The 24717-nt window shown below is 63.9% G+C and carries 25 protein-coding genes and 1 tRNA gene; 12 read left to right on the top strand and 14 right to left on the bottom strand.

The window, feature by feature from the left end:
• The first annotated feature begins 99 nt into the window (after positions 1–99).
• Both C3F42_RS12975 and C3F42_RS12980 read left to right on the top strand, forming a co-directional pair.
• Positions 100–1023 (top strand): FecR domain-containing protein, encoded by a 924-nt coding sequence (locus tag C3F42_RS12975; protein WP_094010314.1) that lies wholly within the window; start codon positions 100–102, stop codon positions 1021–1023.
• 97 nt (positions 1024–1120) lie between these two features.
• Positions 1121–1197: transfer RNA gene (locus C3F42_RS12980), tRNA-Met, on the top strand.
• Positions 1198–1251: 54 nt separating this feature from the next.
• Here C3F42_RS12980 and C3F42_RS12985 read toward each other — a convergent pair.
• Positions 1252–1866: a LysE family translocator gene (locus tag C3F42_RS12985; protein ID WP_094010315.1), complete on the bottom strand. Its 615-nt coding sequence runs from the start codon at positions 1864–1866 to the stop codon at positions 1252–1254.
• Between the two features lie 217 nt (positions 1867–2083).
• Between C3F42_RS12985 and C3F42_RS12990 the strand changes: the two genes are divergently transcribed.
• Positions 2084–2989 (top strand): LysR substrate-binding domain-containing protein, encoded by a 906-nt coding sequence (locus C3F42_RS12990; RefSeq protein ID WP_038707336.1) that lies wholly within the window; start codon positions 2084–2086, stop codon positions 2987–2989.
• Here the strand turns inward: C3F42_RS12990 and C3F42_RS12995 are convergent.
• Positions 2929–3513, bottom strand: a complete 585-nt coding sequence (locus tag C3F42_RS12995; RefSeq protein WP_177182873.1) for a D-Ala-D-Ala carboxypeptidase family metallohydrolase — start codon at positions 3511–3513, stop codon at positions 2929–2931. The two genes, C3F42_RS12990 and C3F42_RS12995, sit on opposite strands and share 61 nt — an antisense overlap.
• 65 nt (positions 3514–3578) lie before the next feature.
• Between C3F42_RS12995 and C3F42_RS13000 the strand changes: the two genes are divergently transcribed.
• Complete coding sequence (locus C3F42_RS13000; protein WP_094010316.1) at positions 3579–4742, top strand: hypothetical protein; 1164 nt, start codon at positions 3579–3581, stop codon at positions 4740–4742.
• Between the two features lie 153 nt (positions 4743–4895).
• Here C3F42_RS13000 and rimI read toward each other — a convergent pair whose 3' ends face one another.
• Both rimI and C3F42_RS13010 read right to left on the bottom strand, forming a co-directional pair.
• A complete protein-coding gene (gene rimI, locus C3F42_RS13005; RefSeq protein ID WP_094010317.1) occupies positions 4896–5351 on the bottom strand; it encodes a ribosomal protein S18-alanine N-acetyltransferase in 456 nt (151 codons plus the stop codon).
• A complete protein-coding gene (locus C3F42_RS13010) occupies positions 5348–6133 on the bottom strand; it encodes an energy transducer TonB (protein ID WP_094010368.1) in 786 nt (261 codons plus the stop codon). Before C3F42_RS13010 ends, rimI begins: the two co-directional genes overlap by 4 nt.
• A gap of 222 nt (positions 6134–6355) precedes the next feature.
• Between C3F42_RS13010 and mksB the strand changes: the two genes are divergently transcribed.
• The 3 genes from mksB to mksF are packed head-to-tail and all read left to right on the top strand — an operon-like array spanning position 6356 to position 11167.
• Positions 6356–7642, top strand: coding sequence for an Mks condensin complex protein MksB (gene mksB / locus C3F42_RS13015; protein ID WP_094010318.1), 1287 nt, complete (start codon positions 6356–6358; stop codon positions 7640–7642).
• On the top strand, positions 7632–8339 hold the full coding sequence (gene mksE / locus C3F42_RS13020) for an Mks condensin complex protein MksE (RefSeq protein ID WP_046857180.1): 708 nt from the start codon (positions 7632–7634) through the stop codon (positions 8337–8339). Before mksB ends, mksE begins: the two co-directional genes overlap by 11 nt.
• Entirely contained in the window at positions 8336–11167 is a 2832-nt protein-coding gene (gene mksF, locus C3F42_RS13025) for an Mks condensin complex protein MksF (RefSeq protein WP_094010319.1), read from the top strand. Before mksE ends, mksF begins: the two co-directional genes overlap by 4 nt.
• Before the next feature lie 101 nt (positions 11168–11268).
• On the opposite strand, the gene C3F42_RS13030 is transcribed toward mksF, so the two are convergent.
• The 5 genes from C3F42_RS13030 to rplU form a co-directional block, all read right to left on the bottom strand.
• Positions 11269–11733 carry a CreA family protein gene (locus C3F42_RS13030; RefSeq protein ID WP_094010320.1) on the bottom strand — a complete coding sequence of 155 codons (465 nt, stop codon included), beginning with the start codon at positions 11731–11733 and terminating at the stop codon, positions 11269–11271.
• Between the two features lie 5 nt (positions 11734–11738).
• Positions 11739–12857, bottom strand: a complete 1119-nt coding sequence (proB, locus tag C3F42_RS13035) for a glutamate 5-kinase (protein WP_094010321.1) — start codon at positions 12855–12857, stop codon at positions 11739–11741.
• Positions 12858–12944: 87 nt separating this feature from the next.
• The gene (gene cgtA, locus C3F42_RS13040; RefSeq protein WP_023631407.1) at positions 12945–14168 is read right to left on the bottom strand and encodes an Obg family GTPase CgtA; all 1224 of its coding nucleotides are present in this window, start codon (positions 14166–14168) and stop codon (positions 12945–12947) included.
• Positions 14169–14356: 188 nt separating this feature from the next.
• On the bottom strand, positions 14357–14614 hold the full coding sequence (gene rpmA, locus C3F42_RS13045; RefSeq protein ID WP_003247464.1) for a 50S ribosomal protein L27: 258 nt from the start codon (positions 14612–14614) through the stop codon (positions 14357–14359).
• 37 nt (positions 14615–14651) lie between these two features.
• On the bottom strand, positions 14652–14966 hold the full coding sequence (rplU, locus tag C3F42_RS13050) for a 50S ribosomal protein L21 (protein WP_003247466.1): 315 nt from the start codon (positions 14964–14966) through the stop codon (positions 14652–14654).
• Positions 14967–15210: 244 nt separating this feature from the next.
• On the opposite strand from rplU, the gene C3F42_RS13055 reads away from it, so the two are divergent.
• From C3F42_RS13055 to C3F42_RS13065, 3 genes are all read left to right on the top strand, one after another.
• Positions 15211–16179: a polyprenyl synthetase family protein gene (locus tag C3F42_RS13055; protein WP_094010322.1), complete on the top strand. Its 969-nt coding sequence runs from the start codon at positions 15211–15213 to the stop codon at positions 16177–16179.
• 153 nt (positions 16180–16332) lie between these two features.
• Complete coding sequence (locus C3F42_RS13060; protein WP_046857186.1) at positions 16333–16674, top strand: zinc ribbon domain-containing protein YjdM; 342 nt, start codon at positions 16333–16335, stop codon at positions 16672–16674.
• Positions 16675–16825: 151 nt separating this feature from the next.
• Positions 16826–17071, top strand: coding sequence for a hypothetical protein (locus C3F42_RS13065; RefSeq protein ID WP_038707330.1), 246 nt, complete (start codon positions 16826–16828; stop codon positions 17069–17071).
• A gap of 127 nt (positions 17072–17198) precedes the next feature.
• Here the strand turns inward: C3F42_RS13065 and C3F42_RS13070 are convergent, their stop codons facing one another.
• From C3F42_RS13070 to C3F42_RS13090, 5 genes are all read right to left on the bottom strand, one after another.
• Positions 17199–17816, bottom strand: a complete 618-nt coding sequence (locus tag C3F42_RS13070) for an FKBP-type peptidyl-prolyl cis-trans isomerase (RefSeq protein ID WP_023631144.1) — start codon at positions 17814–17816, stop codon at positions 17199–17201.
• 85 nt (positions 17817–17901) lie between these two features.
• Positions 17902–18207, bottom strand: coding sequence for a DUF6482 family protein (locus tag C3F42_RS13075; protein WP_023631145.1), 306 nt, complete (start codon positions 18205–18207; stop codon positions 17902–17904).
• Positions 18208–18335: 128 nt separating this feature from the next.
• Positions 18336–18824 carry a TIGR00645 family protein gene (locus tag C3F42_RS13080; protein WP_023631146.1) on the bottom strand — a complete coding sequence of 163 codons (489 nt, stop codon included), beginning with the start codon at positions 18822–18824 and terminating at the stop codon, positions 18336–18338.
• 179 nt (positions 18825–19003) lie between these two features.
• Positions 19004–19342 (bottom strand): hypothetical protein, encoded by a 339-nt coding sequence (locus C3F42_RS13085; protein ID WP_023631147.1) that lies wholly within the window; start codon positions 19340–19342, stop codon positions 19004–19006.
• Between the two features lie 163 nt (positions 19343–19505).
• The gene (locus C3F42_RS13090; RefSeq protein ID WP_094010323.1) at positions 19506–21944 is read right to left on the bottom strand and encodes a Lon protease family protein; all 2439 of its coding nucleotides are present in this window, start codon (positions 21942–21944) and stop codon (positions 19506–19508) included.
• Positions 21945–22198: 254 nt separating this feature from the next.
• Between C3F42_RS13090 and C3F42_RS13095 the strand changes: the two genes are divergently transcribed.
• Both C3F42_RS13095 and C3F42_RS13100 read left to right on the top strand, forming a co-directional pair.
• The gene (locus C3F42_RS13095; protein WP_023630569.1) at positions 22199–22687 is read left to right on the top strand and encodes a DUF3015 domain-containing protein; all 489 of its coding nucleotides are present in this window, start codon (positions 22199–22201) and stop codon (positions 22685–22687) included.
• 78 nt (positions 22688–22765) lie between these two features.
• Complete coding sequence (locus tag C3F42_RS13100; RefSeq protein WP_104444525.1) at positions 22766–24619, top strand: DUF4105 domain-containing protein; 1854 nt, start codon at positions 22766–22768, stop codon at positions 24617–24619.
• Positions 24620–24717 lie beyond the last annotated feature (98 nt).

Below are 24717 nucleotides of genomic sequence, written 5' to 3' on the forward strand. Positions count from 1 at the left end.
TAAATAATTCTCAATATATTTAGCATCCTTTCTCCTCTTCCCTGTGAACGCTGGGCGAAACCGCCCGCCCCCTGCGAGCAGACCGATCCCATGAGCCCGATGCCCGCCTTGCAGCCCACGCCCGACCCCGAGCAAGAAGCCCTGGACTGGTTCTCGCGCCTGCGCCAACCCGGCTGCGACGAGGCCCTGCGCCAGGCATTCGCCAGCTGGTGCCAAGACCCGCTCAACGCCAGGGCCTATGCCCAGCTCGAAGCTTACTGGCAGCAGTTGCAGGTGCCGGCGGCCCGGCCCCGACCACGGGTCGCCAAGGTACGCCGCAACCGTGCCGGGCTGTGCCTGGCGCTGCTGTTCCTGATGCTGGTGGCAGCACTGGCCTGGCTCTACTGGCCACTGATGCAGCGCCTGGGCAGCGAATTGCACACCGACAGCGGCGAACGCCGCAGCGTGCGCCTGGCCGATGGCTCGACCCTGCACCTGGACAGCGCCAGCGCGATGAATGTCGACCTGCGTGGCCGCACCCGCCAACTGCATCTGGTGCAGGGCCAGGTCTATCTAGAGGTGATGCTCGATGGCCGGGCCATGGAGGTGCAGGTCGATGACACCCGGATCCAGGTGTTCGGCACCCGCCTGCAGATCGCCCGCCATGCCGACCACGACGAACTGGTGGTGCTCAGCGGCAAGGCCGCGGTCCTGCAGGGGGGCGACCAGCGCCTGGTGAATGCCGGTGAACGGGTGACGTTCAGCGAGAGCCGTATCAATTCGGTCGAAAAGATCGATGCCAGATTGGCCGATGCCTGGCGCAACGGCCAATTGAAGGCCAGGAACCTGCCGTTGAGCGAAGTGCTGGAGCGCCTGGCCGATTACCGTGGCCAGCGTGTCTGGATGATGAACGAGCAAGCAGCCTATCAGCGGATCAGCGGTGACTTCGACCTCGACCACCCGGCGCAGAGCCTCGAGCGCCTGGCCGCCGATCAGCAATTGCGCCTGCACAACCTGCTCGGCCACTGGCTGATCGTGCGTTGAGGCGCCCTTCCGGGCTAAGCGTTTGAAAGGTTGGAAATTTTTTTTTGAAAACGTTGTTGACAGGATCGCGATTCGAGCTAATAATGCGCGCCAAGTTGGCTACATAGCTCAGTTGGTTAGAGCATAGCATTCATAATGCTGGGGTCCGGGGTTCAAGTCCCTGTGTAGCCACCACCTTCTAAAAGGGCTTATCGAAAGATAAGCCCTTTTTCTTTGCCCGCGAAAACGTTACTTCACTCCCGCCACCACCACGGCCAGCCCCAGGCCGATCAAGGCCACCCCGATTACCCGGTCAACCGTGCGCTGGCGCTCGATCATCGCCGCCCGCAGTCGCGCACTGGAAAAGAACACCGCCACCAGGCTGAACCACACCCAATGGGCAAACGACATGAACGCGCCATAGGCGAAGTCCAGCGCCAGCGGGCTGCCCGGCCGCACTACCTGGGTATAGGCGCTGACCACGAACAGCATGGTCTTGGGATTCAGCGCATTGGTCAGAAAGCCCGTGCGCAACGCGCTCGCCACGCTGGAAGCGCCTTGCGCCAGGCCGTCGAGGCTGATGCGCGTGGTGTTGGTCAGCGATTTATAGCCCAGGTACACCAGGTAGCCCGCCCCCACTACCTTCATGGCCAGGAACAGGGTCGGGGTCTGGCTGATGATCACGGCGATGCCGAGCACGGTGTACAGCACATGCACTTGCACGCCCAGGGCGATGCCTGCCGCGGCAGCGAGGCCAGCTTTGCGGCCTTGTGCGTAACTGCTGCGGGTGACCATGGCGAAGTCGGCGCCAGGACTGATGACAGCCAGAATGGTGAACAGGGCTACGGCGATGAGTTCGTTCACGAACAGGGATCCTCGATGAAAATTCACGGAAGATGGGATTATCCTGTTGCCTTGAACGAGTAAAAATCGATTTATAGTCTGGCTAATCTGCTAGTTTTACTCACCTATTCGCATTGAATCGACTGGCCTATCGCGGGGCAGGCCCGCTCCCACGAGCGCAGCCTCAGCATGCGTGGGAGCGGGCTTGCCCCGCGATAAAGCCGGAACAGGCCAGCACATGAAACTGCCTCCCCTTACCGCCTTTCGCTACTTCGACATCGCCGCCCGCACTGAAAGCTTCGTGCGCGCCGCCGAGCACCTGCATGTCACCCACGGCGCCGTCAGCCGCCAGGTGCGCCTGCTCGAGGAAAGCCTCGGCGTGGCACTGTTCGAACGGCGCAACCGGGCAATCTTTCTCACCCCCGCCGGTCGCGAGTTGCACAGCACCACCCAGTCGATCTTCGAGCAATTGGAGGGCGCCGTGCAGCGCCTGCAACAGCAGCCAGAAGACAACGTACTGGTGGTCTCCTGCGAGCCGACCATCGCCATGCGCTGGCTGATCCCGCGCCTGCCGCGCTTTCACGCCGCACACCCCGACCTGCAACTGCACCTGGTGGCGGCCGGCGGGCCGGTGGACTTCGCCCGTGGCGGCATCGACCTGGCACTGCGCCGCGATGACTTCCATTGGGACCGCCAGTTGCACAGCCTGAAGATCTGCGATGAGTGGATCGGCCCGGTCGCAAGGCCAGACTTCAAGGGCCAACGCCTGCTGCACAGCACCACCCGCCCCGATGCCTGGGCCACCTGGCTACGCCTGAGCGGCCAAGGCATCCGGCACACGGCGCGCAGCGACTTCGAGCACTTCTACTTGTCGATCCAGGCCGCCAGCGCGGGCATGGGGCTGGCCATCGCCTCGGCGCTGATGGTTCGCGACGAACTGGACAATGGCCAGCTACAGGCGCCGTACAGCTTCCTGCGCGACGGCTCCGGCTACCACCTGCTCAGCCCGCAGCCGCTGGACGACGGCAGCAAGCGCCAGCGCTTCGCGCAGTGGGTCGGCGACGAGTGCCGAGCCTGTCTGGCTCACCTGGGCTTGCTGCAGAACGACGACCCGGCCCCGCCGTCACCGCCCCAGGTGCGATAGCCGGCCGTGTCGATATGGATACGCCCCGAGGGGTAACGGCCAAGCCCCATGTTCCAGGCCTGGCCGTGCTGCTGCCAGAAGCGGCACAGCGGGTTCGGGTCGGCCCAGGGTGGCAGCAGCAGGTCGACGGCGAAGGCGCGCATGTGCGCACTGCTCGGCGCGCCGCCGGCGCAGGCATTGAGCCGGGGATCGCGGTAGGCCGACACCACTTCGAACTGACGCAGGATGCCCTGCTGGTCCAGGGTCTTGATCAATGCCAGGGTTGAACGCACCGCCGGCCAGTGGCTCGCCGGCGGCACCGCGAAGGGTGAAGCCTTGCACAGGCGCCAGTCCGAGGCCGAACGCAGCAACTGATGGATCGGCACCACGCCATACAGCCGGGCGTCCACCAGCATTTCACGAAACCTGCGGTTCTCGTGATCCCCGGCCCACTGGGCGAACATCCACACATCGCGTTCATCGGCCTGGGCCGTACCCAGCCCGATCAGCGCGCTAGCCAATAGCCATATCCTGGCGCTTTTCATTCCCCCACCTCTTCATCCACCATGGGCGGTCCGCCGTCCTGGCGGCCACTGACAAGGAGTTAAGCATGCACAAGATTGCTGTATCGGGCCTGGCCGCCCTCGCCTTCAGCGGCCTGGCCATGGCCGACGCGCAGATCGACCTGGGCGATGCCCAGCGGGTCACCCGGCTGTTCGCCTATCCCAACAACTGCAACGTGATCTGCTACCGCGACTGGACACTCGAACAGACCGTCGAGCACTACCTCACCCAGAGCGTGCAGCGCGACGGCTATGCCAATGCCAAGGTCACGGTGAACCGCGACAACGACAAGCTGCGCGCCAGCATCACCGACGTACCGGCGAGCTACACCGAACCCTTGCGCAAGCTGCTCGACAGCGGCGAGCTGGCCTACCAGGGCGCCACCCGCCTCAACCAGAAAGGCGGCTGGGACTATAGCTGGTACCTGTTCCTGCCCCTGGGCATGGCCTTGGAGAACCGCCGCAGCATCGAACTGCTGCACTTCCCGCCGGACTACTCGCTGACCCGCTACCAGGACTACCTGAAGTCCAACACCACCGACCGCTGGGCGCAACTTCTGACCTTCAACGGTATCGAGGCTACCCAGACCCCGGCCTACCAGACCATCGTCGACATCGCCCCGATCGCCGCGCCGGCCAGCGCCGGCAAGGACCTGGAAGGGGTCTACAGCTACTTCAACGACTACCAGGTGCGCATGGTCAAGGAAGTGGCCCTGACCCACGACGGCAAAGGCGCCTTGCCGATGGTCGCGTTCGGCGCGCCGGTACGGGCCTGGATCCAGCAGCAGTATGGGCCGAAGGTGAATGTGCTCGGCTTGGTAAGCATCAGCCCCGAGGCCAACAGCGCCAAGGTGCCCGTGCTCGGCGCTAACCACCCGAGCGCGATCTGGTACGCCGCCGACCCGAAAAGCTACGACGGCGACCAGGACAAGGCCGACGCCGCAGGCCTGAAGATGATGGGCCAGGACCTCTCCGCCGCCTGCTGGCAGGCCGGCATGGGGCGCAACCCGCAGGCCGATGCCAAGCTCACCCTGGATGCCTGCACCAGCAAGTGGCAGGTAACCCAGAAGAAGCAGACCTGCGAATTGTTCTACCGCACCATCCGCGAGATGACCCCGGAGCAGGCGGCAGCCAAGTGCAATACCGGAACGGTGACGCGCAGCTTGCGCGACCTGCGTAAACCGGTCGAAGTGCAGCACCCAGAGATCTGAGTTACTTGCACAAGGGGCCGCGATGCGGCCCTCTCGCCGACAAGCCGGCTCCCACCCCGACCGCGCCGCCTTCAAGCCAAGTGCCATCGCCGTGGGAGCTGGCTTGCCAGCGATGGGGCGCATAGCGGCCCCAATACAAGACAGCGTGCGAAATCAGTCTTCGAGCAACGTACAGGCCATCACCAGCGCATCTTCCCGCCCGCCCGCCATCGGATAGTAGTCACGGCGCCGACCGACTTCATTGAAGCCATAGCGCTCGTACAAGCGATATGCCGACTGGTTGCTGGCACGCACCTCCAGGAAACACTCCCGGCCATTGAGCTGGTAGGCCCGGGACATCAGGTGCTCGAGCAGGCGCAGGCCGAGGCCACAGCCCTGGTTCTCCGGCTTTACTGTGATGTTGAGCAGGTGCGCCTCGTCGATGATCACGTTGATCACGCCATGGCCGACCTGCTGCTGGCCGTCGAACATCAGCCACACTTCGTAGGACTTCAGCGCATCCTGGAAGATGCCGCGGGTCCAGGGATGGCTGAAGGCGGCATATTCGATCTTCAGCAGGGTATCCAGATCCGCCTCGGTTGCCGGGCGGAAACTGATCGAGTCACTCATTCAACGCGTTTCCAGCGCGCCATCAGCTGGCGCATGGCTTTCCAGACGTCCGCCTTGCGCTGCGGCTCGTCCATCAACAGTTCAAGGCCGGGCAAGGCCCAGGCATCGCCGAGCAGGTCGACCTTGAGTTCTTGGTAATAAGCTTCGCCGTCTGCCTGGCCGGCGAAGCGAATGGCCGGCAGGCCGATCAGCCACAGGCAGGCGCACGGCGCCTCTTCCAGGCGAGCGGCGATAAAGCCCTGGACAAAGTCCCGGGCGGCATCCGGCCCCTGGTCCATGTTGCCGCGCATCAGTAGCGGCCAACGCACCGGCTCGCCAATGATCTGCGGGGCGTCCGGCAGACCGGCGGCGCGCAGCATGTCCTTGAGCAGCAGGTAGGACGGGTCGCGGCTCTGGAACGGCTGGCCGGTGGCCAGCTCCACCAGCAGCAGACAGTCGCCGGCACGCAGCAACTGCAGGGCGAAGCGCGGTGGTGGCACAGGCGCCGGGCGCGGCGCGGGAGGCTCTGCCTCTGCCTCGACCGGCTTGGCGGCGACTTTCGGCGCGCTGCCCGGGCGCGGGATCTCGATCTTCGGCCGCTCGGCACGCGCCTGAGGGGCTGCCGGAGTGGCGCTCGGCGCAGGCGCGGCCGGACGCACCTCGAAGTCGACCTCATCGACCGGCGCCACCGGCAACAGCAGCTCTGGCCGCGACGGCGCGGCGAACGGCAGTTCGGCGCGCGGCAGCCAGTGCACCACTTGCATGGCGGACAGGTAGGCGCGGCGGCGGGACTCGATCAGCAAGGCGCGGGTATCCGGTGGATAGTCGAAACAGTCGGGCATTCTAACGCTGTTGACCTGGATGCGCCGCAACAGATTGTCGGTCATCGCGGGCCTGCCCCGCGATGAGGCCGGTGAATCCCCCAAAAGGATCAGGGTTATCCCCATAACAGACCAAGGGGTGAAATCCTCCCCCCCGGATGCAGTACAATCGCCGCTTTTATTTGGCAACGAGTCGACCCGCCAATGATCGAACCCAAGCGCGTCCTGCGCGCCCTAGCCGAACACTGGGCCTTGATCGAGCCGCTGTGCGAGCGCTTCGACCAGGGCACCCTGAGCCTGGTCGAGCTGCGCCAGCAACTGGCCCGCCAGCAGGTGGAAAGCACCCCGCAGGACATCACCCAGCTGCTCGACGTGTGGATCCGCCTGGACATCCTGGTCCCGGTGGCCAAGAGCCCGAACCGTTTCGAGCTCAACGCGCAGATCCACGACTTCCTCGCCTATCTGCGCCGTGAGCACCGGCTGGGCCTGTGCCTGGAGATCGAGGCCTACCTGCGCCACCTGGAGCGCCTGGCCGGGCATATCCAGGACGCCTTCGACAACCGCGACAGCGACGACCTGGCGCGCCAGTTGCGCCTGCTCGACATGCGCGTGCGCGATGTACTGAAGAAGCTCGACAACGACGAGCAGGCACTGGTGGCCGTGGCCGAGCGGGCCAAGACCAGCAACCGCCAGATCCCCCTGCGCCAGCGCTACGCCGAAGTACTGGCGACCTGGGACGAGTACGTCGAGCCGATGATCCAGCTGGTCAACGCCGACGGCGCCTTCGAGCAGGGCGTGCGCAAGGTCGAGACCGTACTGCTGCGCCTGCTGGGTGAGCAGGCGCGCTTGGGCCACCTGGTCGACGACGACATGCTGCTGCGCACCCACGCGCGCATCCTCGAGATGCAGACCAGCGCCCAGCTGACCTTGCGCCACGCCCGCGAGCTGCTGCTGCCGCTGCGTGAAGAGGCGCGCCGGCACAACGCCGTGACCCGCGGCGCCGCGCTGGCGCTGTCGGTGATCCGCAAGAAAGGCATCGACGCCGTACCCCAGGCCGCCATGCCGCTGTTCACCCGCCCGCAGAGCACCTTCCTCGGCAGCGCCAGCCAGGTCGAGGCCTACGTCTATGCACTGGCCCGCTTCGAGCCCAAGCCCGCGCGCTTCCCCAAGGCGCACAAGACGCAAAAGGGCCCGCTGCCCCGCGCCCCGCGCACGGTCAAGGAAATGCTCGAGCGCTGCGAAGACGCCCTGCCGCTGCCGGACCTGATGGTCTGGCTGCTGGAGCAGGAGCCTGAAGGCGCCACCGACGAACTGCTGTACTGGTTCTCGCGCCTGTCGCGCGAGAAGCGCTTCAGCCGCGAGCGCCTCGACCGCCAGCAATACCTCACCCGCGAACACCTGGTCAGCCTGCGCTCCTTCGCCCTGACCTCCAGCCGCGACAAGCCGGCGACCACGACCGAATCCACCGCGAGCCCCACCCATGCATCTTGATCTTTCCGAACTGTCCCAGCTCGCGCCGATCTTCCGCGAGCTGTTCAAGGGCTTCCACGTCAGCCGCCGCGACCCGGAGCTGTACGCCCAGCTGTCGAACTTCCAGGACCAGTACCGCACCCTGTTCAAGGCCCTGGGCTTCGAGCTGGTGTGCGATACCCGCGGCTTCTACTACTTCGTCCCCGAGCAGGCCGCCGCGCAGGTCAACAAGACCGCCCAGCGCCTGTCGCTGTTTACCTTCATCCTGGTCGAGCACCTCGCCGACCAGGGGCGCGACCCGATGGCCGTGCTCGACGGTGGCAGCATCGGCCGTGACGAACTGCCGTCGCTGCTGGACAAGTACCGCGACCTGTTCCTGCAGGCCGAAGTGCAGACCGTCGACGAGCTCGAAGAAAAAATCATGCGCCGCATGAGCCAGCTCGGCTTTGCCCATGAGGAAGGCGGCATCTACCGCTTCCTGCCGCCGATGCACCGCTTCCTCGACGTCTGCCTGTCGGTCCAGCAGGACCGCGACTTGGCCGCCACCCTGCACAGCGACCTGCCGCTGCCGGTACCCGTGCTGGTTGTGGAAGAGACGCCCGAAGAACTCAACCGCACCGACGATCCGCTCGACCTCACCCCGTTCGATGGCGAGGAAAGCGAAGAGGATGCCCTGGCTCGGGCGATCCGCGAAGAGCAACAGGAGATTGACGCATGAGCCAGGAACGCTACGGCATCCGCCGCTTCGCACTGCTCAACACCGCCGGCTACAGCCTCGGCCTGTTCCCCCTGGAACACCCGCTGTCGGTCTATGGCGCCAACAACCTGGGTAAATCGGCGTCGATCAACGCCCTGCAGTTCCCGATCCTGGCGCGCATGTCCGACATGAGCTTTGGCAAGTACAGCCTGGAGCAGTCACGCCGCTTCTACTTCGCCACCGACACCAGCTACATCCTCTGCGAGCTGAACCTGCCCCACGGCCCTCACGTGATCGGCGTGGTCGGCCGCGGCCCGGGCGGCGGCTTCGGCCACCAGTTCTTCGCCTACCAAGGCGAGCTGGACCTGGCCCACTACCAGAAAGACGACACCTGCCTGCGCCAGAAAGAGCTGTTCACCAACCTCGAGCGCCATGGCCTGAAGGCCTACGAGCTCAAGCCTGACGAACTACGCCGGCTGCTGGTCGGCGGCCACACCTCGGTGCCGCTGGACCTGACCCTGATCCCGCTGCGCTCGACCAGCGAACAGAGTCTGAAGACATTCCGGGCGCTATTCATCAACCTGCTGCACATGCGCGAAATCACCGCCGCCAAGCTCAAGCAACTGTTCCTCGATGCCTTCGAGCACAGCCTGCGTTCGGGCAGCGTCGACTACATCGCTGCCTGCGAAGAGGCCTTCCGCGATGTGCGCCGCATGGAGGGCGACTACAACGCCCTGGTGGCTGCCGGCCCGTTGGTCGAGGCCCTGGCCGGCGGCGTGGCCCAGCGCGACATCCTGCGCGGCAAGCTGCACCGTATCTCGCCCCTGCTCGACAACCTGCTGGGCACATGGCAGGAATACGCCATGGCACGCAAGGAAGAGCTGACCATCCAAGCCGAGCACTACCGTGGCGAGCAGGACCGCCTGCAGAACGACCAGCGCGGCGGCACTCAGGAGTTGATGCGCCTGGAGCGCGAGATCACCGGCATCCAGCGCTGGCTGGGGGAGCTGTCGGTGCTCAAGCACCGCTTCGCCCTGGTCACCGACGTCAAGGTGCTGGAGCAGCAGCTGCTGGCCGCCAAGGACGCCCACGATGAACTGGCCGGCGCCCTGGCCCAGTCGCGGCAGTTTTCCGCCGAAGACCTCGACGAGCGCGTGCGCGACCTTGAAAAACGCGTCAAGGCGGTCAAGCAGCAGCTCGACCACGCCGACAACAACAGCTACGCCCGCCTGCGCGAAGAGTTCTCGCAGCAGGACGTGGACCGCCTGATGCGCCTGTTCAACGGCGCGCTGTTCAGCCTGCCGATGGGTGACCGCGGCATCGAGCTGGACGACAGCGACGTCTGGGTGAAGACCCTGGAAAGCGTGCTCGACCGCTTCAAGGGAGAGCGCTTCGAAGTGCCCGGCCTGTCCATCGACATCTCGCACATCGACCCGCCCGCGCTGCAGGCCCTGGCCGACCGCGCCGCCCTGCGCGACCAAAAGGAACGCCTGGAGAAGGAGCTCAAGCAGCTCAAGACCCAGCAGGCCGTGGCCCTCGACCGCGCCGCGAGCAAGGCGCAGACCGAGGCGCTGTACCAGCAGGTGCTGGATGCGCAGAAGGCCCTGGAAGACTTCCGCCGCACCGAGACCCTGGCTGCCGAAGAGCCGGAAAAAATGGAGCAACTGGGCCAGCTGGAAGCCGCCCAGGACGAGCTCAAGCGCTCCAGCGACGCCTTCACCGAGCGCGTCCAGCAGCTGTCGGCCAAGCTGCAACTGGTGGGCCGGCAGATCGCCGACCTGGAAGCCAAGCAGCGCACCCTGGAAGACGCCCTGCGCCGTCGCCAACTGCTGCCGGCCGACCTGCCGTTCGGCACGCCGTTCATGGAAGCCATCGACGACTCCATGGACAACCTGCTGCCGCTGCTCAACGACTACCAGGACAGCTGGCAGGCCCTGCAACGCGTGGACAACCAGATCGAGGCGCTGTACGCCCAGGTGCGCCTGAAGGGCGTGGCCAAGTTCGACAGCGAAGACGACATGGAGCGCCGCCTGCAGCTGCTGATAAACGCCTACTCGCACCGCACCGAGGAAGCGCTGACCCTGGCCAAGGCCCGCCGCGCCGCGGTCACCGACATCGCCCGGACCCTGCGCAACATCCGTAGCGACTATGACAGTCTCGAGCACCAGCTGGCGCTGTTCAACCGAGAGATCAACAAGCGCCAGGTATCGAACCTGGAGAGCTTCCGCGTGGTGCTGGCACCGAACAAGGAAGCGCTCAAGCACATCGACCAGATCATCCACAGCGCCGGCCAGTACGAGGAAGGCGAGACCCTGTCGGTATTCGACCTGACCCAGAGCGCCGAGCAGGATCACAAGAACGAAGAGGCCAAGGAGTACCTGGCGCGGCTGGTGGCGGCCAACCACAACCAGCTGGGCCTGAAGGACCTGTTCGAACTGGCCTTCGAGATCACCAAGATCAACAGCCAGCCGGTGATCCACGCCGACATCGATGGCGCCGCGTCCAACGGCACCACCATGACCATCAAGGCGCTGACCAACATGTATTTGTTGCTGCACCTGATGGACCGCGACCTGGCCGGGCACATTCGCCTGCCGTACTACCTCGACGAGGCGGCGGACATCGACGAACGCAACCAGGCGGCGTTGCTGGAAACCAGCCAGCAGCTGGGCTTCGTGCCGATCCTGGCGAGCGTGAAGCCGCAGGTGTCGGCGCGGGTGGCGATCGACCTGGAAGGTGGCAGCGGGCCGAATGGCATCTACATCGACGAGTCGGACTGGAAGTACATCAGCCGTCGCGACGAGGTGAAGGCGATAGTGCGTGAGGATGAGGCCGAGGAACTGGCCTGATTCAAACCGAAAAGCATCGCGGGGCAATTCGCATCGGCGCACCGCCGCTCCCACAAGGCTCTGTGGGAGCGGGATTGCCCCGCGATCATTTCAACCGGCTGTTACTGTTGAGCCCAAGGCACGATCGGAATCGCCGTCACCGCATTCTGCGGGCTGCCTTCGATCACGCGGTCGCTGTACACCAGGTACACCAGCGTGTTGCGCTTCTTGTCGAGAAAACGTACCACCTGCATGGTCTTGAACACCAGCGAGGTGCGTTCCTTGAACACCTCCTCGCCATCCTTGAGCTCACCCTTGAACTGGATCGGCCCGACCTGACGGCAGGCAATCGACGCCTCGGCGCGGTCCTCGGCCAGACCCAACCCACCTTTCAGGCCGCCGGTCTTGGCCCGCGACAGGTAACAAGTCACACCATCGACCTTCGGGTCGTCGAACGCCTCGACGACGATGCGGTCATTCGGCCCGACGAACTTGAACACGGTGGACACCTGGCCGATTTCCTCGGCCCCGGCCAGCATCGGCAGTGCCAGCGCGGCGGCGGCAATCAATCCTTTAAGCACTTGCATCTCCTTCAGACCAACACCAGGTTGTCGCGGTGCACCAGCTCAGGCTCGGCGCTGTAGCCCAGCAGGCCCTCAATGGCATCGGACGGCTGGCCAATGATCTTCTGCGCCTCCAGGGCGCTGTAGTTGGCCAGGCCACGGGCCACTTCCAGGCCGTCGGGACCGACGCAGACCACCATCTCGCCACGGCGGAAACTGCCCTGCACGGTCTTCACGCCGACCGGCAGCAGGCTCTTGTTCGATTCGCGCAGCGCCTTCACGGCACCGTTGTCGATCACCAGGGTGCCACGGGTCTGCAGATGGCCGGCCAGCCACTGCTTGCGCGCGGCGAGCATGCCGCGCTCAGGCGACAGCAGGGTGCCCAGGCGCTCACCGGCCTTCAGGCGGTCGAGCACGCGCTCGATACGGCCACCGATGATGATGGTATGCGCACCAGAACGGGCGGCCAGGCGCGCGGCGCGCAGCTTGGTTTGCATGCCGCCACGGCCCAAGGCGCCGCCGGTGCCGCCGGCCACGGCATCCAGCGCCGGATCATCGGCGCGGGCTTCGTAGATCAGCTGGGCCTCGGGGTTGTTGCGCGGGTCGGCGTCGAACATGCCGTCGCGGTCGGTGAGGATCACCAGCAGGTCGGCTTCCACCAGGTTGGCCACCAACGCCGCCAGGGTGTCGTTGTCACCGAAGCGGATCTCGTCGGTGACCACGGTGTCGTTCTCATTGATCACCGGCACCACGCCCAGGTCTACCAGGGTGCGCAGGGTGCTGCGGGCGTTGAGGTAACGCTTGCGGTCGGAGAGGTCGTCGTGGGTCAGGAGGATCTGCGCGGTGTGCTTGCCGTGTTCGCCGAAGCTCGACTCCCAGGCCTGCACCAGGCGCATCTGGCCAAGCGAGGCGGCGGCCTGCAGCTCGTTCATCGCGCTCGGTCGCGTGGTCCAGCCCAGCTGGCTCATGCCCGCCGCCACGGCCCCGGAGGAGACCAGCACCAGTTCCACGCCCGCTTCACGCAGGGCCACCATCTGCTCGACCCACACCGCCATGGCGCCACGGTCGAGGCCCTTGCCGTCGGCGGTCAGCAGCGCGCTGCCGATCTTCACGACCCAGCGCTTGGCGCCAGTCACCTTGCTTCGCATCTTCTCTTCCAACCTATGTCGAATCTGTAGATACCTTGGATACAAAAACGCCGCTCCAGAGAGCGGCGTTTAGTGTACTGCAACCGATCAGTCGCGCACGTAAATGATTTCCGGGCCGTCTTCATCGTCCTCGAAATCATCCCAGTCGTCATCGTCGCCGATGTCGTGCACGCTCTTGACGCCGGTGCGACGCAGGGTGCGGGCGTCGTCGAGGGCCTGCAGCTGGGCGCGGGCCTCGTCTTCGATGCGCTGGTCGAGCTCGGCCAACTCTGCAGCGTAGGCCGGGTCATTGGCCAGGCGGTCGGCGCGGTCCTCGAGGTAACGCATCAGGTCATGGCTGAGCTTCTCGGTACCCTGCTTGGCGATAGCCGAGATCACGTACACCGGGCCATCCCAGTTCAGGCGCTCGACCACTTCCTTGACGCGCTCGTCACGCTCGTCGTCCATGATCATGTCGGCCTTGTTCAGCACCAGCCAGCGCTCACGGTCGACCAGCGCCGGGCTGAACTGCGCCAGCTCGTTGATGATCACTTCGGCTGCGTCGGCCGGGCTGCTGCCATCCAGCGGCGCCAGGTCGACCAGGTGCAGCAGCACGCGGGTACGGGCCAGGTGCTTGAGGAAGCGGATACCCAGGCCGGCACCTTCGGAGGCGCCTTCGATCAGGCCAGGGATGTCGGCGATGACGAAGCTCTTCCAGCGGTCGACGCTGACCACGCCAAGGTTCGGCACCAGGGTGGTGAACGGGTAGTCGGCGACCTTCGGCTTGGCGGCCGAAACCGAGCGGATGAAAGTACTCTTGCCGGCGTTCGGCAGACCCAGCAGACCGACGTCGGCCAGGACTTTCATTTCCATCTTCAGGTCGCGCTGATCGCCCGGCTTGCCTGGGGTGGTCTGGCGCGGCGCACGGTTGGTGCTCGACTTGAAACGGGTGTTGCCCAGGCCGTGCCAGCCGCCTTGGGCGACCATCAGCTTCTGGCCCGGGGTGACCAGGTCACCGATCACTTCCTGGGTGGAGGCGTCGATCACGGTGGTGCCGACCGGCACGCGCAGGAACAGGTCCTCGCCCTTCTTGCCGGTGCAATCGGTGCTGCCACCGTTCTGGCCGCGCTGGGCCTCGTGGTGGCGGGTATAGCGATAGTCGACGAGGGTGTTGAGGTTCTCGTCGGCCACCATGTACACCGAGCCGCCGTCACCGCCGTCGCCGCCGTTGGGGCCACCGTTCTCGATGAATTTCTCGCGGCGGAAGCTCATGCAACCGTTGCCGCCGTCACCGGCTTTTACCCGGATCGATACTTCGTCTACAAACTTCATTCAAAACCGCCTCTCGTCGGACGACGAGTCGAAAACCAGAAAACCATGAGGCTCTTGCAAAAATGAGCGCGGCGGCCCCGTACGAATCAGAAACCAACGCCGGCAGCCCAGACAAACAGCTTTGCAAGAGGCTCACCACAAACGAAAAAGCCCCGTCGCATGACGGGGCTTCTGGAGCGACGTCGCGATTAAGCGGCGACGATGCTCACGTAACGGCGCATGAACTCGCCTTTCTTCTCGAACTTGATCACGCCTTCGATCTTGGCGAACAGGGTGTGATCCTTGCCCATGCCAACGCCGTAGCCAGCGTGGAATTCGGTGCCGCGCTGACGGACGATGATGTTGCCAGGTTTGATGACCTGACCGCCATACATCTTCACGCCAAGGCGTTTCGATTCTGAGTCGCGACCGTTACGAGTACTACCACCAGCCTTCTTGTGAGCCATGGTTCAATTCTCCAATAAATTCAGGGGATCGGGGCGATTAAGCCTGGATACCGGTGATTTTGATTTCGGTGAACCACTGGCGGTGGCCCATGCGCTTCATGTGGTGCTTACGACGACGGAACTTGATGATGCGAACCTTGTCGTGACGGCCTTGCGAAACGACTTCGGCCACTACTTTAGCACCAGCAACAACTGGAGCGCCGATGGTGACTTCTTCACCGTTGGCGACCAGCAGAACGCGATCGAAGGTCACGGATTCGCCAGTGGCGACTTCCAGTTTTTCGATCTTGAGGAATTCACCTTCAGCGACTTTGTACTGCTTGCCGCCGGTAACGATTACTGCGTAAGACATGGTATTTCTCCGATAATCCTGCTCACCCAGCGCTTTATATGATGAGTATTGGCTGGCATGGCTGCACAGGGCTGGAACGGCCCGGTGCAATTGCGTAAGGCAGGTGCTGCCCAGGAAGTTAGGGTGCGCGATTGTACGCAACCCCATAAATGCTTGCAAGTACCGGCCCGGGGCCACGGCCACCGCGCCTTGACACACCGGTACCTGCGACCTAGCATGCCGCGCAACCTCAATGGAGCAGCCGATGCAACCCCAAACCTTCTACCGCGCGGTAGCTGATGACTTCAGCGCCGTCGACGAGATCATCAAGAAGCAGCTGACCTCGCGCGTGCCGCTGGTATCGAAGATCGGCGACTATATCACGTCCGCCGGCGGCAAACGCCTGCGCCCCCTGCTCGTGCTGCTGTGCGGCAAGGCCCTGGGCCGCGAGGGCGACGACCTGCGCCTGCTGGCGGCGACCATCGAGTTCCTGCACACCGCCACCCTGCTGCACGACGACGTGGTCGACATGTCCGGCATGCGCCGTGGCCGCTCCACCGCCAACGCCCTGTGGGGCAACGCGCCGAGCGTGCTGGTGGGCGACTTCCTCTATTCGCGCTCGTTCGAGATGATGGTCGAGCTGGGCTCGATGCCGGTCATGCAGATCCTCTCCAAGGCCACACGGGTGATCGCCGAAGGTGAAGTGCTGCAGCTGTCGCGCGTGCGTGATGCCAGCACCACCGAGGAAATCTACATGGACGTCATCCGCGGCAAGACCGCGATGCTGTTCGAAGCCTCGACCCACAGCGCCGCCGCCCTGGCCGGCGCCACGGACGCGCAGCGCGAGGCCCTGCGTACCTTCGGCGACCACCTGGGCGTGGCCTTCCAGCTGGTCGACGACCTGCTCGACTACAAGGGCGACTCCGAGACCCTGGGCAAGAACGTCGGCGACGACCTGGCCGAAGGCAAGCCGACCCTGCCGCTGATCTACACCATGCGCGAAGGCACCGCGGAGCAGGCCGCTCTGGTACGCCAGGCGATCCAGAAGGGTGGCCTGGAGGACCTGGAGCAGATCCGCCTCGCCGTCGAGGCATCCGGCGCGCTGGACTACACCGCGCAGATGGCCCGCGACTACGTCGCTCGCGCCATTGCCTGCCTGGAAGTGCTGCCGGCCAGCGAGTACCGGGATGCACTGGTAGAGCTGAGCGAGTTTGCCGTAGCGCGTACGCACTGACACATCGCATCACCCCTATCGCGGGGCAAGCCCGCTCCCACGCCAGCACATCATGGCGTGGGAGCAGGCTTGCCCCGCGATGCTTTTGTGCAGGAAATCACTAAACCCTATACAATGTGCGCCTTTAACCGCCTGTACTTGAAAGGAAACGCCGTGAGCACTCTGCCACCCTGCCCCCAATGCAACTCCGAATACACCTATGAGGATGGCACCCAACTGATCTGCCCCGAATGCGCCCACGAGTGGTCGGCCAACGGCGAAGCCGAAGCCGCCAGCGACGACGTGGTGAAAAAGGATTCGGTCGGCAACGTCCTGCAGGACGGCGACACCGTCACCGTGATCAAGGATCTCAAGGTCAAGGGTTCGTCCCTGGTGGTCAAGGTCGGCACCAAGGTCAAGAACATCCGTCTGTGCGACGGCGACCACGACATCGACTGCAAGATCGACGGCATCGGCGCGATGAAACTCAAGTCTGAGTTCGTGCGCAAGGTCTGATCGCCTGCCCCTCGGGGCTGCCCAACGGGCGGCCCTGACAGATCCTGCAACAGGATCGCCGGGACCATTCGGAAGAAATCTTCCAATAGTCTCTTGCTATTTTGATAATAAGAATTATTCTCATTGGAACCGCTATCCAAGGAGAGTAGCCATGACCTATCTCATCGACGCCTGGCTCGACCGCCCCCACCCTTACCTGCGCATCCTGCATCGCGAGACTGGCGAAGTCTGCGCCGTGCTCGAGGAAGACGCGCTCGATGAACTGCGCGACCAGGGCGACCTGGACCTCATGGGGCTGAATTCGAGTGAGCCGGGAGTGCTCAAGGAGCTGGTGAGGAACCTGTTCCTGTTCTGCTATGCGCGGGCATTGCGCCCGGGCGGAACGGATTGGAACTGAATTTAGCAGGCCTGCCCTCATCGCCGGCAAGCCGGCTCCCACACTGATCGCAACGACCTAAGGTCTTGTGCTGTTCCTGTGAGAGCGGGCTTGCACGCGAATGGGCCGCAAAGCGGCCCCGACGGTATTACAGAACGTCGAGCAGTTCGACGTCGAATACCAGGGTGCTGTGCGGCGGGATGCTGCCGACGCCTTGAGCGCCATAGGCCAGCTCGCTCGGCACGTACAGGCGCCATTTGCTGCCAGCATTCATCAGTTGCAGGGCCTCGGTCCAGCCGGCGATCACGCCGCCAACCGGGAATTCGGCAGGCTGGCCACGATCGTAGGAGCTGTCGAACACGGTGCCGTCGATCAGGGTGCCGTGGTAATGAGTACGCACGTTGTCTTCGCGGGACGGCTTGGCGCCCTCGCCTGCGGTCAGCACTTCGTACTGCAGGCCCGAGGCCAGGGTCACGATGCCTTCACGCTTGGCGTTGTCAGCCAGGAATTCCTTGCCGGCGGCAGCGGCGGCTTCGGCCTTGGCAGCAGCTTCTGCCTGCATCACTTCGCGGATGACCTTGAAGGCCGCCGACAGGTCTTCTTCGCTGACGCGGCTGTCGGCGCCGTTGAAGGCATCGGTCAGGCCGGCGACGATGGCGGTCAGGTTGACGCCCGGTGGCGGGTTGTCGCGCAGCTGGCCACCCAGCTGACGGCCGATGCCGTAGCTGACGCGGGATTCGTCGGTGGACAGATTGAGTTCGGACATTGGCGTGCTCCGCTTGAGGGCGCACTGCATCCGCGCCCTGATGAAAAGGGCGAGCAGCCTAGCACACTGGCGCCGCGCGAAGCAGCTACCAGGCCGATCGCTGGGAGATCGGTAATTTGAGGTCTTCTTCCGGGTGCGTGCCCATGCCGCACATCTCGTCTTGCACGGACCAATGGGTAAGATTCATCGACACTTGGGGAATGGCTTGCAGAAGCTGCCTTGCATCCTCCACCGAATGCACCCTCAGGCGTTCACCACGGGCGTCGGCAAGGGGGTGGGCACGGCCTTTGATCCGGGCCTCCAACAGATAATCGCCGCCTTCGATGGCGATCAGGTTGAGTTCGTCGACATGGCCAGCCCTGGCCTCGGAATTGAGCTGATGCAGGTTCATGGACGCACCTCGCTGCGGGAACCGCGCATGAGTGCTCATTTTTTGTACAGACCTGCTGAAAGTACAAGCCACCATCCGTCAGGAGCTGAAAAGCATCGCGGGGCAAGCCCGCGATGAGCGCAGACGGATCAGTGCTTGGTGATGCGATCCAGGTAACCCATGACGAATGCCGAAATGACGAAGGTCATGTGGATGATCACGTACCACATCAGGTAGTCGGTGGAGATGTTCTGCGCATCCATGAATACCCGCAGCAGGTGGATCGAGGAAATGGCGACGATCGATGCGGCGACCTTCATCTTCAACGACGAGGAATCCATCTTGCCCAGCCAGTTGAGCTTTTCCTTGCTCTCGTCGATGTCCAGCTGCGAGACGAAGTTCTCGTAGCCGGAGATCATCACCATCACCAGCAGGCCACCAACCAGCGACATGTCGATCAGCGACAGGATCACCAGGATCAGGTCGGCTTCGGCGAGGGTGAAGACGTTGGGCAGGACATGGATGATTTCCTGGAAGAACTTCAGGGCCAGTGCCAACAGGCCCAGCGAGAGGCCGAAGTAGATCGGGGCGAGCAGCCAGCGCGAGGCATACATCGCGTTTTCGAGGATACGTTCCATGGACAATAAGGGACTCTGAAGTGACTGGAAAAGCGAGCGCGAGTATATCCAGCCACCTGTTACAGCAAAAGCCTGCGGTCAGTTGCCGCAGGCCCGATAAATCCTCGATACCCTATCGCCGGCAAGCCGGCTCCCACAGGTCAGGTGTGTAACAGCTTGCTGGCGACGAGATCATTGGGTCAGGTTTCGGGATGGAACTGATAATCCCCAAGGTTCCGGCAACGTTCACCATTGATCCGACGCAACTGCGCCTGCAGGTGCAGGCACCAGATCTGCGGATCTTCAGCGACCTGATAGCCATGGAGGGTGAGGCTGTCGACGATGGCATTCATCACCGATTCGGCGACCATCGGCCCGTGGAACGGGCCCTGGGCCTTGATCGCCGAGGGTTGTTCACCGGCCATGCCGGCGGCGAACAGCAAGGTCCACATGCCATTGTCGCCGGCCAGCGGACGGATGCTGCATTCGATGCGGGTCACCAGGCCCAGGCACTGGCGGGTGAGGCTGAGGTTGCGCATGGCGGCGTCCCCTCTGTAAAGCCCTGTTCAGCCTGAAACCTTCAGGCTGTTTCCATCCTGAACCCTGATAACGTCCTTAAGTTCCACTGTAGCCGACCTAAGGAAAAAGTTGGAAAACTGGCGCTGAACGGTAGCACTTCGCCGCTAGCGCCAGTTTATTGACTTACGCAGGCTTGGCCTGGGTGATGACCTCCTCCAGGCGCTCTTTCTCGGCTTCCTTGATTTCTTCCTCGCTGATCATCTCGGCGATCACCCGCAGGCGCTCGACCACCCGGGCGTTGACACTGCCCTCGGCGAATTCGCCCTTGTCATCCATCTCGCCGGCCTCCTCGCCCACCAGCAGGCTCAAGGCTTCGTCGGCCTGGCTGACGGCATAGACATGGAAACGACCAGCCTCGACCGCCTGCACCACCCGCTCGTCGAGCATCAGCGTGGCGACGTTGGCACGCGGGATGATCACCCCTTGTTCACCGGTCAGGCCACGGGCTTCACAAAGTCGGAAGAAGCCTTCGATCTTCTCGTTGACCCCACCGACCGCCTGCACCTCGCCAAACTGGTTGATCGAGCCGGTAATGGCAAAGCACTGCTTCAGCGGCGTACGCGACAACGCCGAGATCAGCGTGCATGCCTCGCCCAGCGAGGCGCTGTCGCCGTCGACATAGCCATAGGACTGCTCCAGCGCGATGCTCGCCGAGATCGCCAGGGGAAACTCCTGGGCATAGCGGCTGCCCAGGTAGCCGGTGAGGATCATCACCCCCTTGGAGTGGATCGGCTGCCCCAGGTTGACCTCGCGCTCGATGTCGACGATGCCACTGCCGCCCGGGTAGACGGTGGCGGAAATCCGCGCCGGCATGCCGAACGCCGAATCGCCGACCTCGAGCACGGTCAAGCCGTTGCACTTGCCGATCGCCGCGCCTTCGGTGTCAATCAGGATGATCCCGGCGAGCATGTCGTCTAGCACCCGCTGCGACACCCGCCCGGTGCGCTGGGCCTTGGCCTTCAGGGCGCGCTCGATGTGACCGGCGTCGGTCATGCTCTCGCTGGCCAGCTGGCGGATGAAGTCGGCCTCGCTGACCAGCTGGAACAAGTCGCCGATGCGCGCCGACAGCCGCGACTGGTTCTCGGCCAGGCGCGCGCTGTAGGTGGCCAGGCGCGCCACTGCATCGCTGGTCAGCGGCGCCATGCCTTCCTCGTTGGTGCGGGTGCGCAGCAACTGGGCGAACTGCTCCAGGTTCTCGTCGACCATGGGCATGTCTTCATCGAAGTCCACGAGCACCCGGAACATCTCCTGGAAGTCCGGGTCATGGTCCTGCAGCGCATAGTACAGTTGGCGCGAGCCAATGATCACCAGCTTGACGCTGAGCGGGATCATCTGTGGCGTCAGGCTCACCGTGGCGACACGGCCCAGTTCGCCCAGCGGCGACTCCATCTTCAGCTTGCGCGACTGCAAGGCACGCTTCAGGGCGTCCCAGACAAAGGGCTCGCCGAGCATCTTCTCGGCTTCGAGAATCAAGAAGCCGCCATTGGCGCGGTGCAACGCACCGGCGCGAAGCTGGCGATAGGAGGTGTACAAAGCGCCCTGGTCGGTGCTGTATTCGATGCGACCGAACAGATTGTCGTAGGTCGGATGCGGCTCGAACACCACCGGCGCCCCGCCTTTGCCCGGGTGGCCGACCACCAGGTTGGGGGCGTATTGCTCCTCGAGCATCTTGCGCGCCACCGCGTCGGTCTTGCTGTCATCGACCAATTGTTCGACGACAGTCCGCAGCAGGTTCAACTGCACCGATTGCAGATAGGCGCACACTGCGGCGTTTTCTGCGTACTTTTCCGATAACGGCGCCAGCAGCGGCTGTAGAGCAAGGGTGATGGTCTCCTCGTTGAGCTGGCGCAACTGGTTGTTCGATTCACGCTTCCATTGCGGCAGGCTGGAGAGCTCCTCGTTCAAACGCTCCTCGAGCTCGGCGATGTCCTCGTGGAAGCGCTCGCGCAATTGCTCAGGCAGTTGAGCGAATTCAGCTTCGTCCAGCGCCTTGCCATCGGCCATGGGGGTAAAGGCGACATTGCTGCTGTCGCGGTATAGCGCCACATCCTTCTCCAGCGAGGCGCGCTCGATCACATCCAGTGCCCGGTCATAGCGCTGGTTGAAGGCGCGGTCGATGGCGCTTTTCTTCTGCTGGTAGGAAGGGTGCTCGAACACCGCCGGGAACGTAGCCAACAGGTTGTCGATCAGGCCGTTCATGTCGCTGATGAACTCATGGGCGCTGCCAGCCGGCAGTTCCAGCGCGCGTGGCTCGCGCGAGTCCTCGAAGTTGTTGACATACAACCAGTCGGCCGGGGTGTGCTGGCGCTTGCCTTCGGCCTTGAGGTAACGCTTGACGAAGGAGAAACGGCCCGTACCGGGCTCGCCCATCACATACACGTTGTAACCGGGACGCGGCATGGCCACGCCGAACTGCAGGGCCTCGACAGCACGTTCCTGGCCCAGCACACCACGAAATGGCTCCAGATCGTCGGTATTGGAAAAAGCAAACTGTTCAGCGGAGAAACGCCGGGTCAGGGCTTCTGGCGCGAGACGCAGGCGCGAGGCGACAGGATCGGGCATTGGGTTTCCTTACTTCGGCGGGGCGGATGAAAGGCATTCTGGCGCTGCCAGCGCGTAGCGGCAAGGCTCCGTGGGACTTTATGTCACAGCCCAAGCCTGGCCATCACGCAAGCAATTTTTCGCAATAAACAACGCAACCTTTGGATCGTGCCTAAACTCCAAGCTGCGCAGGAGGATGGAAATCCTCTCGCACTGGCAACTGCGTTGCCAGAAACCTGACCATTGGTACGTCACTTGAGAAAGAGAACATCGCTATGAAACGGATTCTTCTGGGTACTCTGTTCGCCGCTGTCTCGATCAACGCCATGGCTGAAGCGCCAGGCGGCCCGAACTGCGGCTGGGGCAACCTGCTGTTCGAGGGCCAGCGCGGCACGCCGGCCCACTTCCTGGCCTCCACCACCAACGGCACTTCCGGCAACGCAACATTCGGCATGACCTCGGGCACCAATGGCTGCTCGACCAAGGCCGCACTCACCTATGGCGGCAAATCCTGGTTCGCCATGAACGGCATGATGAACGAGCTCTCCGAAGACATGGCCCAGGGCCAGGGCGAAGCCCTGACCACCTATGCCGTGGTCCTAGGTGTAGCCCCTGAAGACCGCGCGCATTTCGCCGCTGTCACCCACGAGCACTTCCAGCAGATCTTCAGCAGCGCCGACGTGACTGCCGAGACTGTCCATTCCAACACCCTGGCGGTGCTCAAGAGCGACCCGCAGTTGGCCAAGTACGCCACCGAGGCTTGAGTACCACGCCTCCCGCCCCGGCAGCGGGGCGGGTTTGGCGCTTTACCTTTCGGCATCATCAGGATGTAGTTGCCCGACATGCTCAAACGCCTCGCTTCCCTGGCGCTGATCGTCAGCGCACCGCTTCATGCCGCCCCACAGCTTGACCTGGCCCGCGTCCAGCAGTTGGCGGCCACGCCCTACTGGATCGCCCTCGGCCATTACGAGACTGCCAAGCTTGACGGTTGGCGCAGCTATGTGGACGACCCGCGCTTCTTTCTCGCCGAGGATGGCGCGCATCACCCGGACCAGGAGCTGCAGGCAACGGTCGCCGCGCTCTATGCCCCGGCCAGCCTGGGTGACAAGCATGCCCAGTGCGTGTTCCCGGCACGGACCCGCTGGCTGCGCGAACAGCTGGCCCTCACCGACCTGCCGAGCCCGGCCTGCCAGGAATTCGATACCTGGTACAAGTCGATCGACCCGCACAGCGCGGCGCTGATCTTCCCGGCTGCCTACCTCAACAGCCCGTCGTCGATGTTCGGCCATACGCTGCTGCGCATCGACCAGTCCAATACCCGGCGTGACGACACCACGCTGCTGAGCTACGCGATCAATTTCGGCGCCTACATCGAGGGCAGCGACAACAGCATCCTCTATGCCTGGAAAGGCCTGATGGGCGGCTATCCCGGGCTGTTCGCGATGATGCCCTACCAGGAAAAGCTGTCCGAGTACCGCAGCCTGGAAAACCGTGACCTGTGGGAGTATCAACTGGACCTGACCCCAGAAGAGACCGGGCGCATGGTCGAGCACGTGTGGGAACTCAAGCAGATCAAGTTCGACTATTTCTTCTTCGACGAAAATTGCTCCTATCGCCTGCTGGAGCTGTTGCAGGTGGCACGCCCCAGCCTGGACCTGACCTCGCAGTTCCCGCTGACCGCCATCCCGACCGACACCGTGAAGGCGGTGAAACAGTCCGGGCTGGTGGCGGACGTGCGCTACCGCCCGTCCCGCGAGCGTGAACTGCTGGCCCGTGCCGAGCCGCTGGACCACGAGGAAAAGCAGCAGGTGCTGGCCATCAGCGCCGACACCGCGCAGCTGCAGAGCCCCTCCTTCACCGCCCTGCCCCGCGACCGCCAGGCGCTGGTACAGGACGCCGCCTACCGGTTGGAGCGCTACCGCGCCAACGGCCAGGAACGCGACCCGGCCCAGGCCGGCCGCAGCTATGAACTGCTCAGGGCGATCAACCGCAACCCGCCGCCGCCATTGCAGATCGAGCGGCCCGGCCTGCCGGAGGACGGCCACCAGTCGCGAACCTGGCAACTGGGGGTGGGTACCCGTGAGGACCGCGCCTACGCCGAGTATGGCCTGCGCATGGCTTACCACGACCTCAACGACAACATGGACAGTTTCCCCCTCGGCGCGCAGATCGAGATCCTGCAGCTCAAGCTGCGTCAGTACGAGGGCAACGACTGGCAGGTACAACGCCTGGACCTGGCCACCATCCGCTCGCTGACACCGCGCAACGAACTGCTCAAGCCATGGTCGTGGCAGGTCGCGGGCGGCCTGGAGCGCGTGCCGGGCAAGCATGACGACGAGGTGCTGGTCAGCCATGTCAACGGCGGCGCCGGCGGTACCTGGCAACTGGGTGACGACTTGCTGGGCTTTGCCCTGGGCACGGTGCGGGTCGAGCATCACAACGATTTCGCTGAGTTAATCTCGCCCGCCGCCGGGTTCAACGGCGGGCTGCTGTGGCGCAACCCGCTGGGCAACCTGACGCTTGAGGCAAAGGGTGATTTTTTCACCAACGGCGAAGTACGGCGTAGCGTGAGCCTTAACCAGCAATGGGAGATCAGCCGCGACCTGGGCTTGCGATTGAGTGCTTCACGCCAATTCAGCCACCTGGCCACGGCGCAGAACGAGGTGATGCTGGAGTTGAAGTGGTATCAGTACTGAGCACCTGGGCCGCTTTGCGGTCCCAGTCCCGATGCAATCCTTCGACAGCGTTTTGACATCGCGCCAACAATTCCCGACCTAGACTTTGCGGTATCAAT

The sequence above is a fragment of the Pseudomonas sp. PONIH3 genome (assembly GCF_002934345.1).
Classification (GTDB): domain Bacteria; phylum Pseudomonadota; class Gammaproteobacteria; order Pseudomonadales; family Pseudomonadaceae; genus Aquipseudomonas; species Aquipseudomonas soli.

Bases quoted from the DNA above. Each gene is read 5' to 3' on its own strand.
- C3F42_RS12975 (WP_094010314.1), top strand. From the start codon at position 100: ATGCCCGCCTTGCAGCCCACGCCCGACCCCGAGCAAGAAGCCCTGGAC.
- C3F42_RS12990 (WP_038707336.1), top strand. From the start codon at position 2,084: ATGAAACTGCCTCCCCTTACCGCCTTTCGCTACTTCGACATCGCCGCC.
- C3F42_RS12995 (WP_177182873.1), bottom strand. From the start codon at position 3,513: ATGAAAAGCGCCAGGATATGGCTATTGGCTAGCGCGCTGATCGGGCTG.
- C3F42_RS13000 (WP_094010316.1), top strand. From the start codon at position 3,579: ATGCACAAGATTGCTGTATCGGGCCTGGCCGCCCTCGCCTTCAGCGGC.
- rimI (WP_094010317.1), bottom strand. From the start codon at position 5,351: ATGAGTGACTCGATCAGTTTCCGCCCGGCAACCGAGGCGGATCTGGAT.
- mksB (WP_094010318.1), top strand. From the start codon at position 6,356: ATGATCGAACCCAAGCGCGTCCTGCGCGCCCTAGCCGAACACTGGGCC.
- mksE (WP_046857180.1), top strand. From the start codon at position 7,632: ATGCATCTTGATCTTTCCGAACTGTCCCAGCTCGCGCCGATCTTCCGC.
- mksF (WP_094010319.1), top strand. From the start codon at position 8,336: ATGAGCCAGGAACGCTACGGCATCCGCCGCTTCGCACTGCTCAACACC.
- C3F42_RS13030 (WP_094010320.1), bottom strand. From the start codon at position 11,733: ATGCAAGTGCTTAAAGGATTGATTGCCGCCGCCGCGCTGGCACTGCCG.
- proB (WP_094010321.1), bottom strand. From the start codon at position 12,857: ATGCGAAGCAAGGTGACTGGCGCCAAGCGCTGGGTCGTGAAGATCGGC.
- cgtA (WP_023631407.1), bottom strand. From the start codon at position 14,168: ATGAAGTTTGTAGACGAAGTATCGATCCGGGTAAAAGCCGGTGACGGC.
- rpmA (WP_003247464.1), bottom strand. From the start codon at position 14,614: ATGGCTCACAAGAAGGCTGGTGGTAGTACTCGTAACGGTCGCGACTCA.
- rplU (WP_003247466.1), bottom strand. From the start codon at position 14,966: ATGTCTTACGCAGTAATCGTTACCGGCGGCAAGCAGTACAAAGTCGCT.
- C3F42_RS13055 (WP_094010322.1), top strand. From the start codon at position 15,211: ATGCAACCCCAAACCTTCTACCGCGCGGTAGCTGATGACTTCAGCGCC.
- C3F42_RS13065 (WP_038707330.1), top strand. From the start codon at position 16,826: ATGACCTATCTCATCGACGCCTGGCTCGACCGCCCCCACCCTTACCTG.
- C3F42_RS13070 (WP_023631144.1), bottom strand. From the start codon at position 17,816: ATGTCCGAACTCAATCTGTCCACCGACGAATCCCGCGTCAGCTACGGC.
- C3F42_RS13075 (WP_023631145.1), bottom strand. From the start codon at position 18,207: ATGAACCTGCATCAGCTCAATTCCGAGGCCAGGGCTGGCCATGTCGAC.
- C3F42_RS13080 (WP_023631146.1), bottom strand. From the start codon at position 18,824: ATGGAACGTATCCTCGAAAACGCGATGTATGCCTCGCGCTGGCTGCTC.
- C3F42_RS13085 (WP_023631147.1), bottom strand. From the start codon at position 19,342: ATGCGCAACCTCAGCCTCACCCGCCAGTGCCTGGGCCTGGTGACCCGC.
- C3F42_RS13090 (WP_094010323.1), bottom strand. From the start codon at position 21,944: ATGCCCGATCCTGTCGCCTCGCGCCTGCGTCTCGCGCCAGAAGCCCTG.
- C3F42_RS13095 (WP_023630569.1), top strand. From the start codon at position 22,199: ATGAAACGGATTCTTCTGGGTACTCTGTTCGCCGCTGTCTCGATCAAC.
- C3F42_RS13100 (WP_104444525.1), top strand. From the start codon at position 22,766: ATGCTCAAACGCCTCGCTTCCCTGGCGCTGATCGTCAGCGCACCGCTT.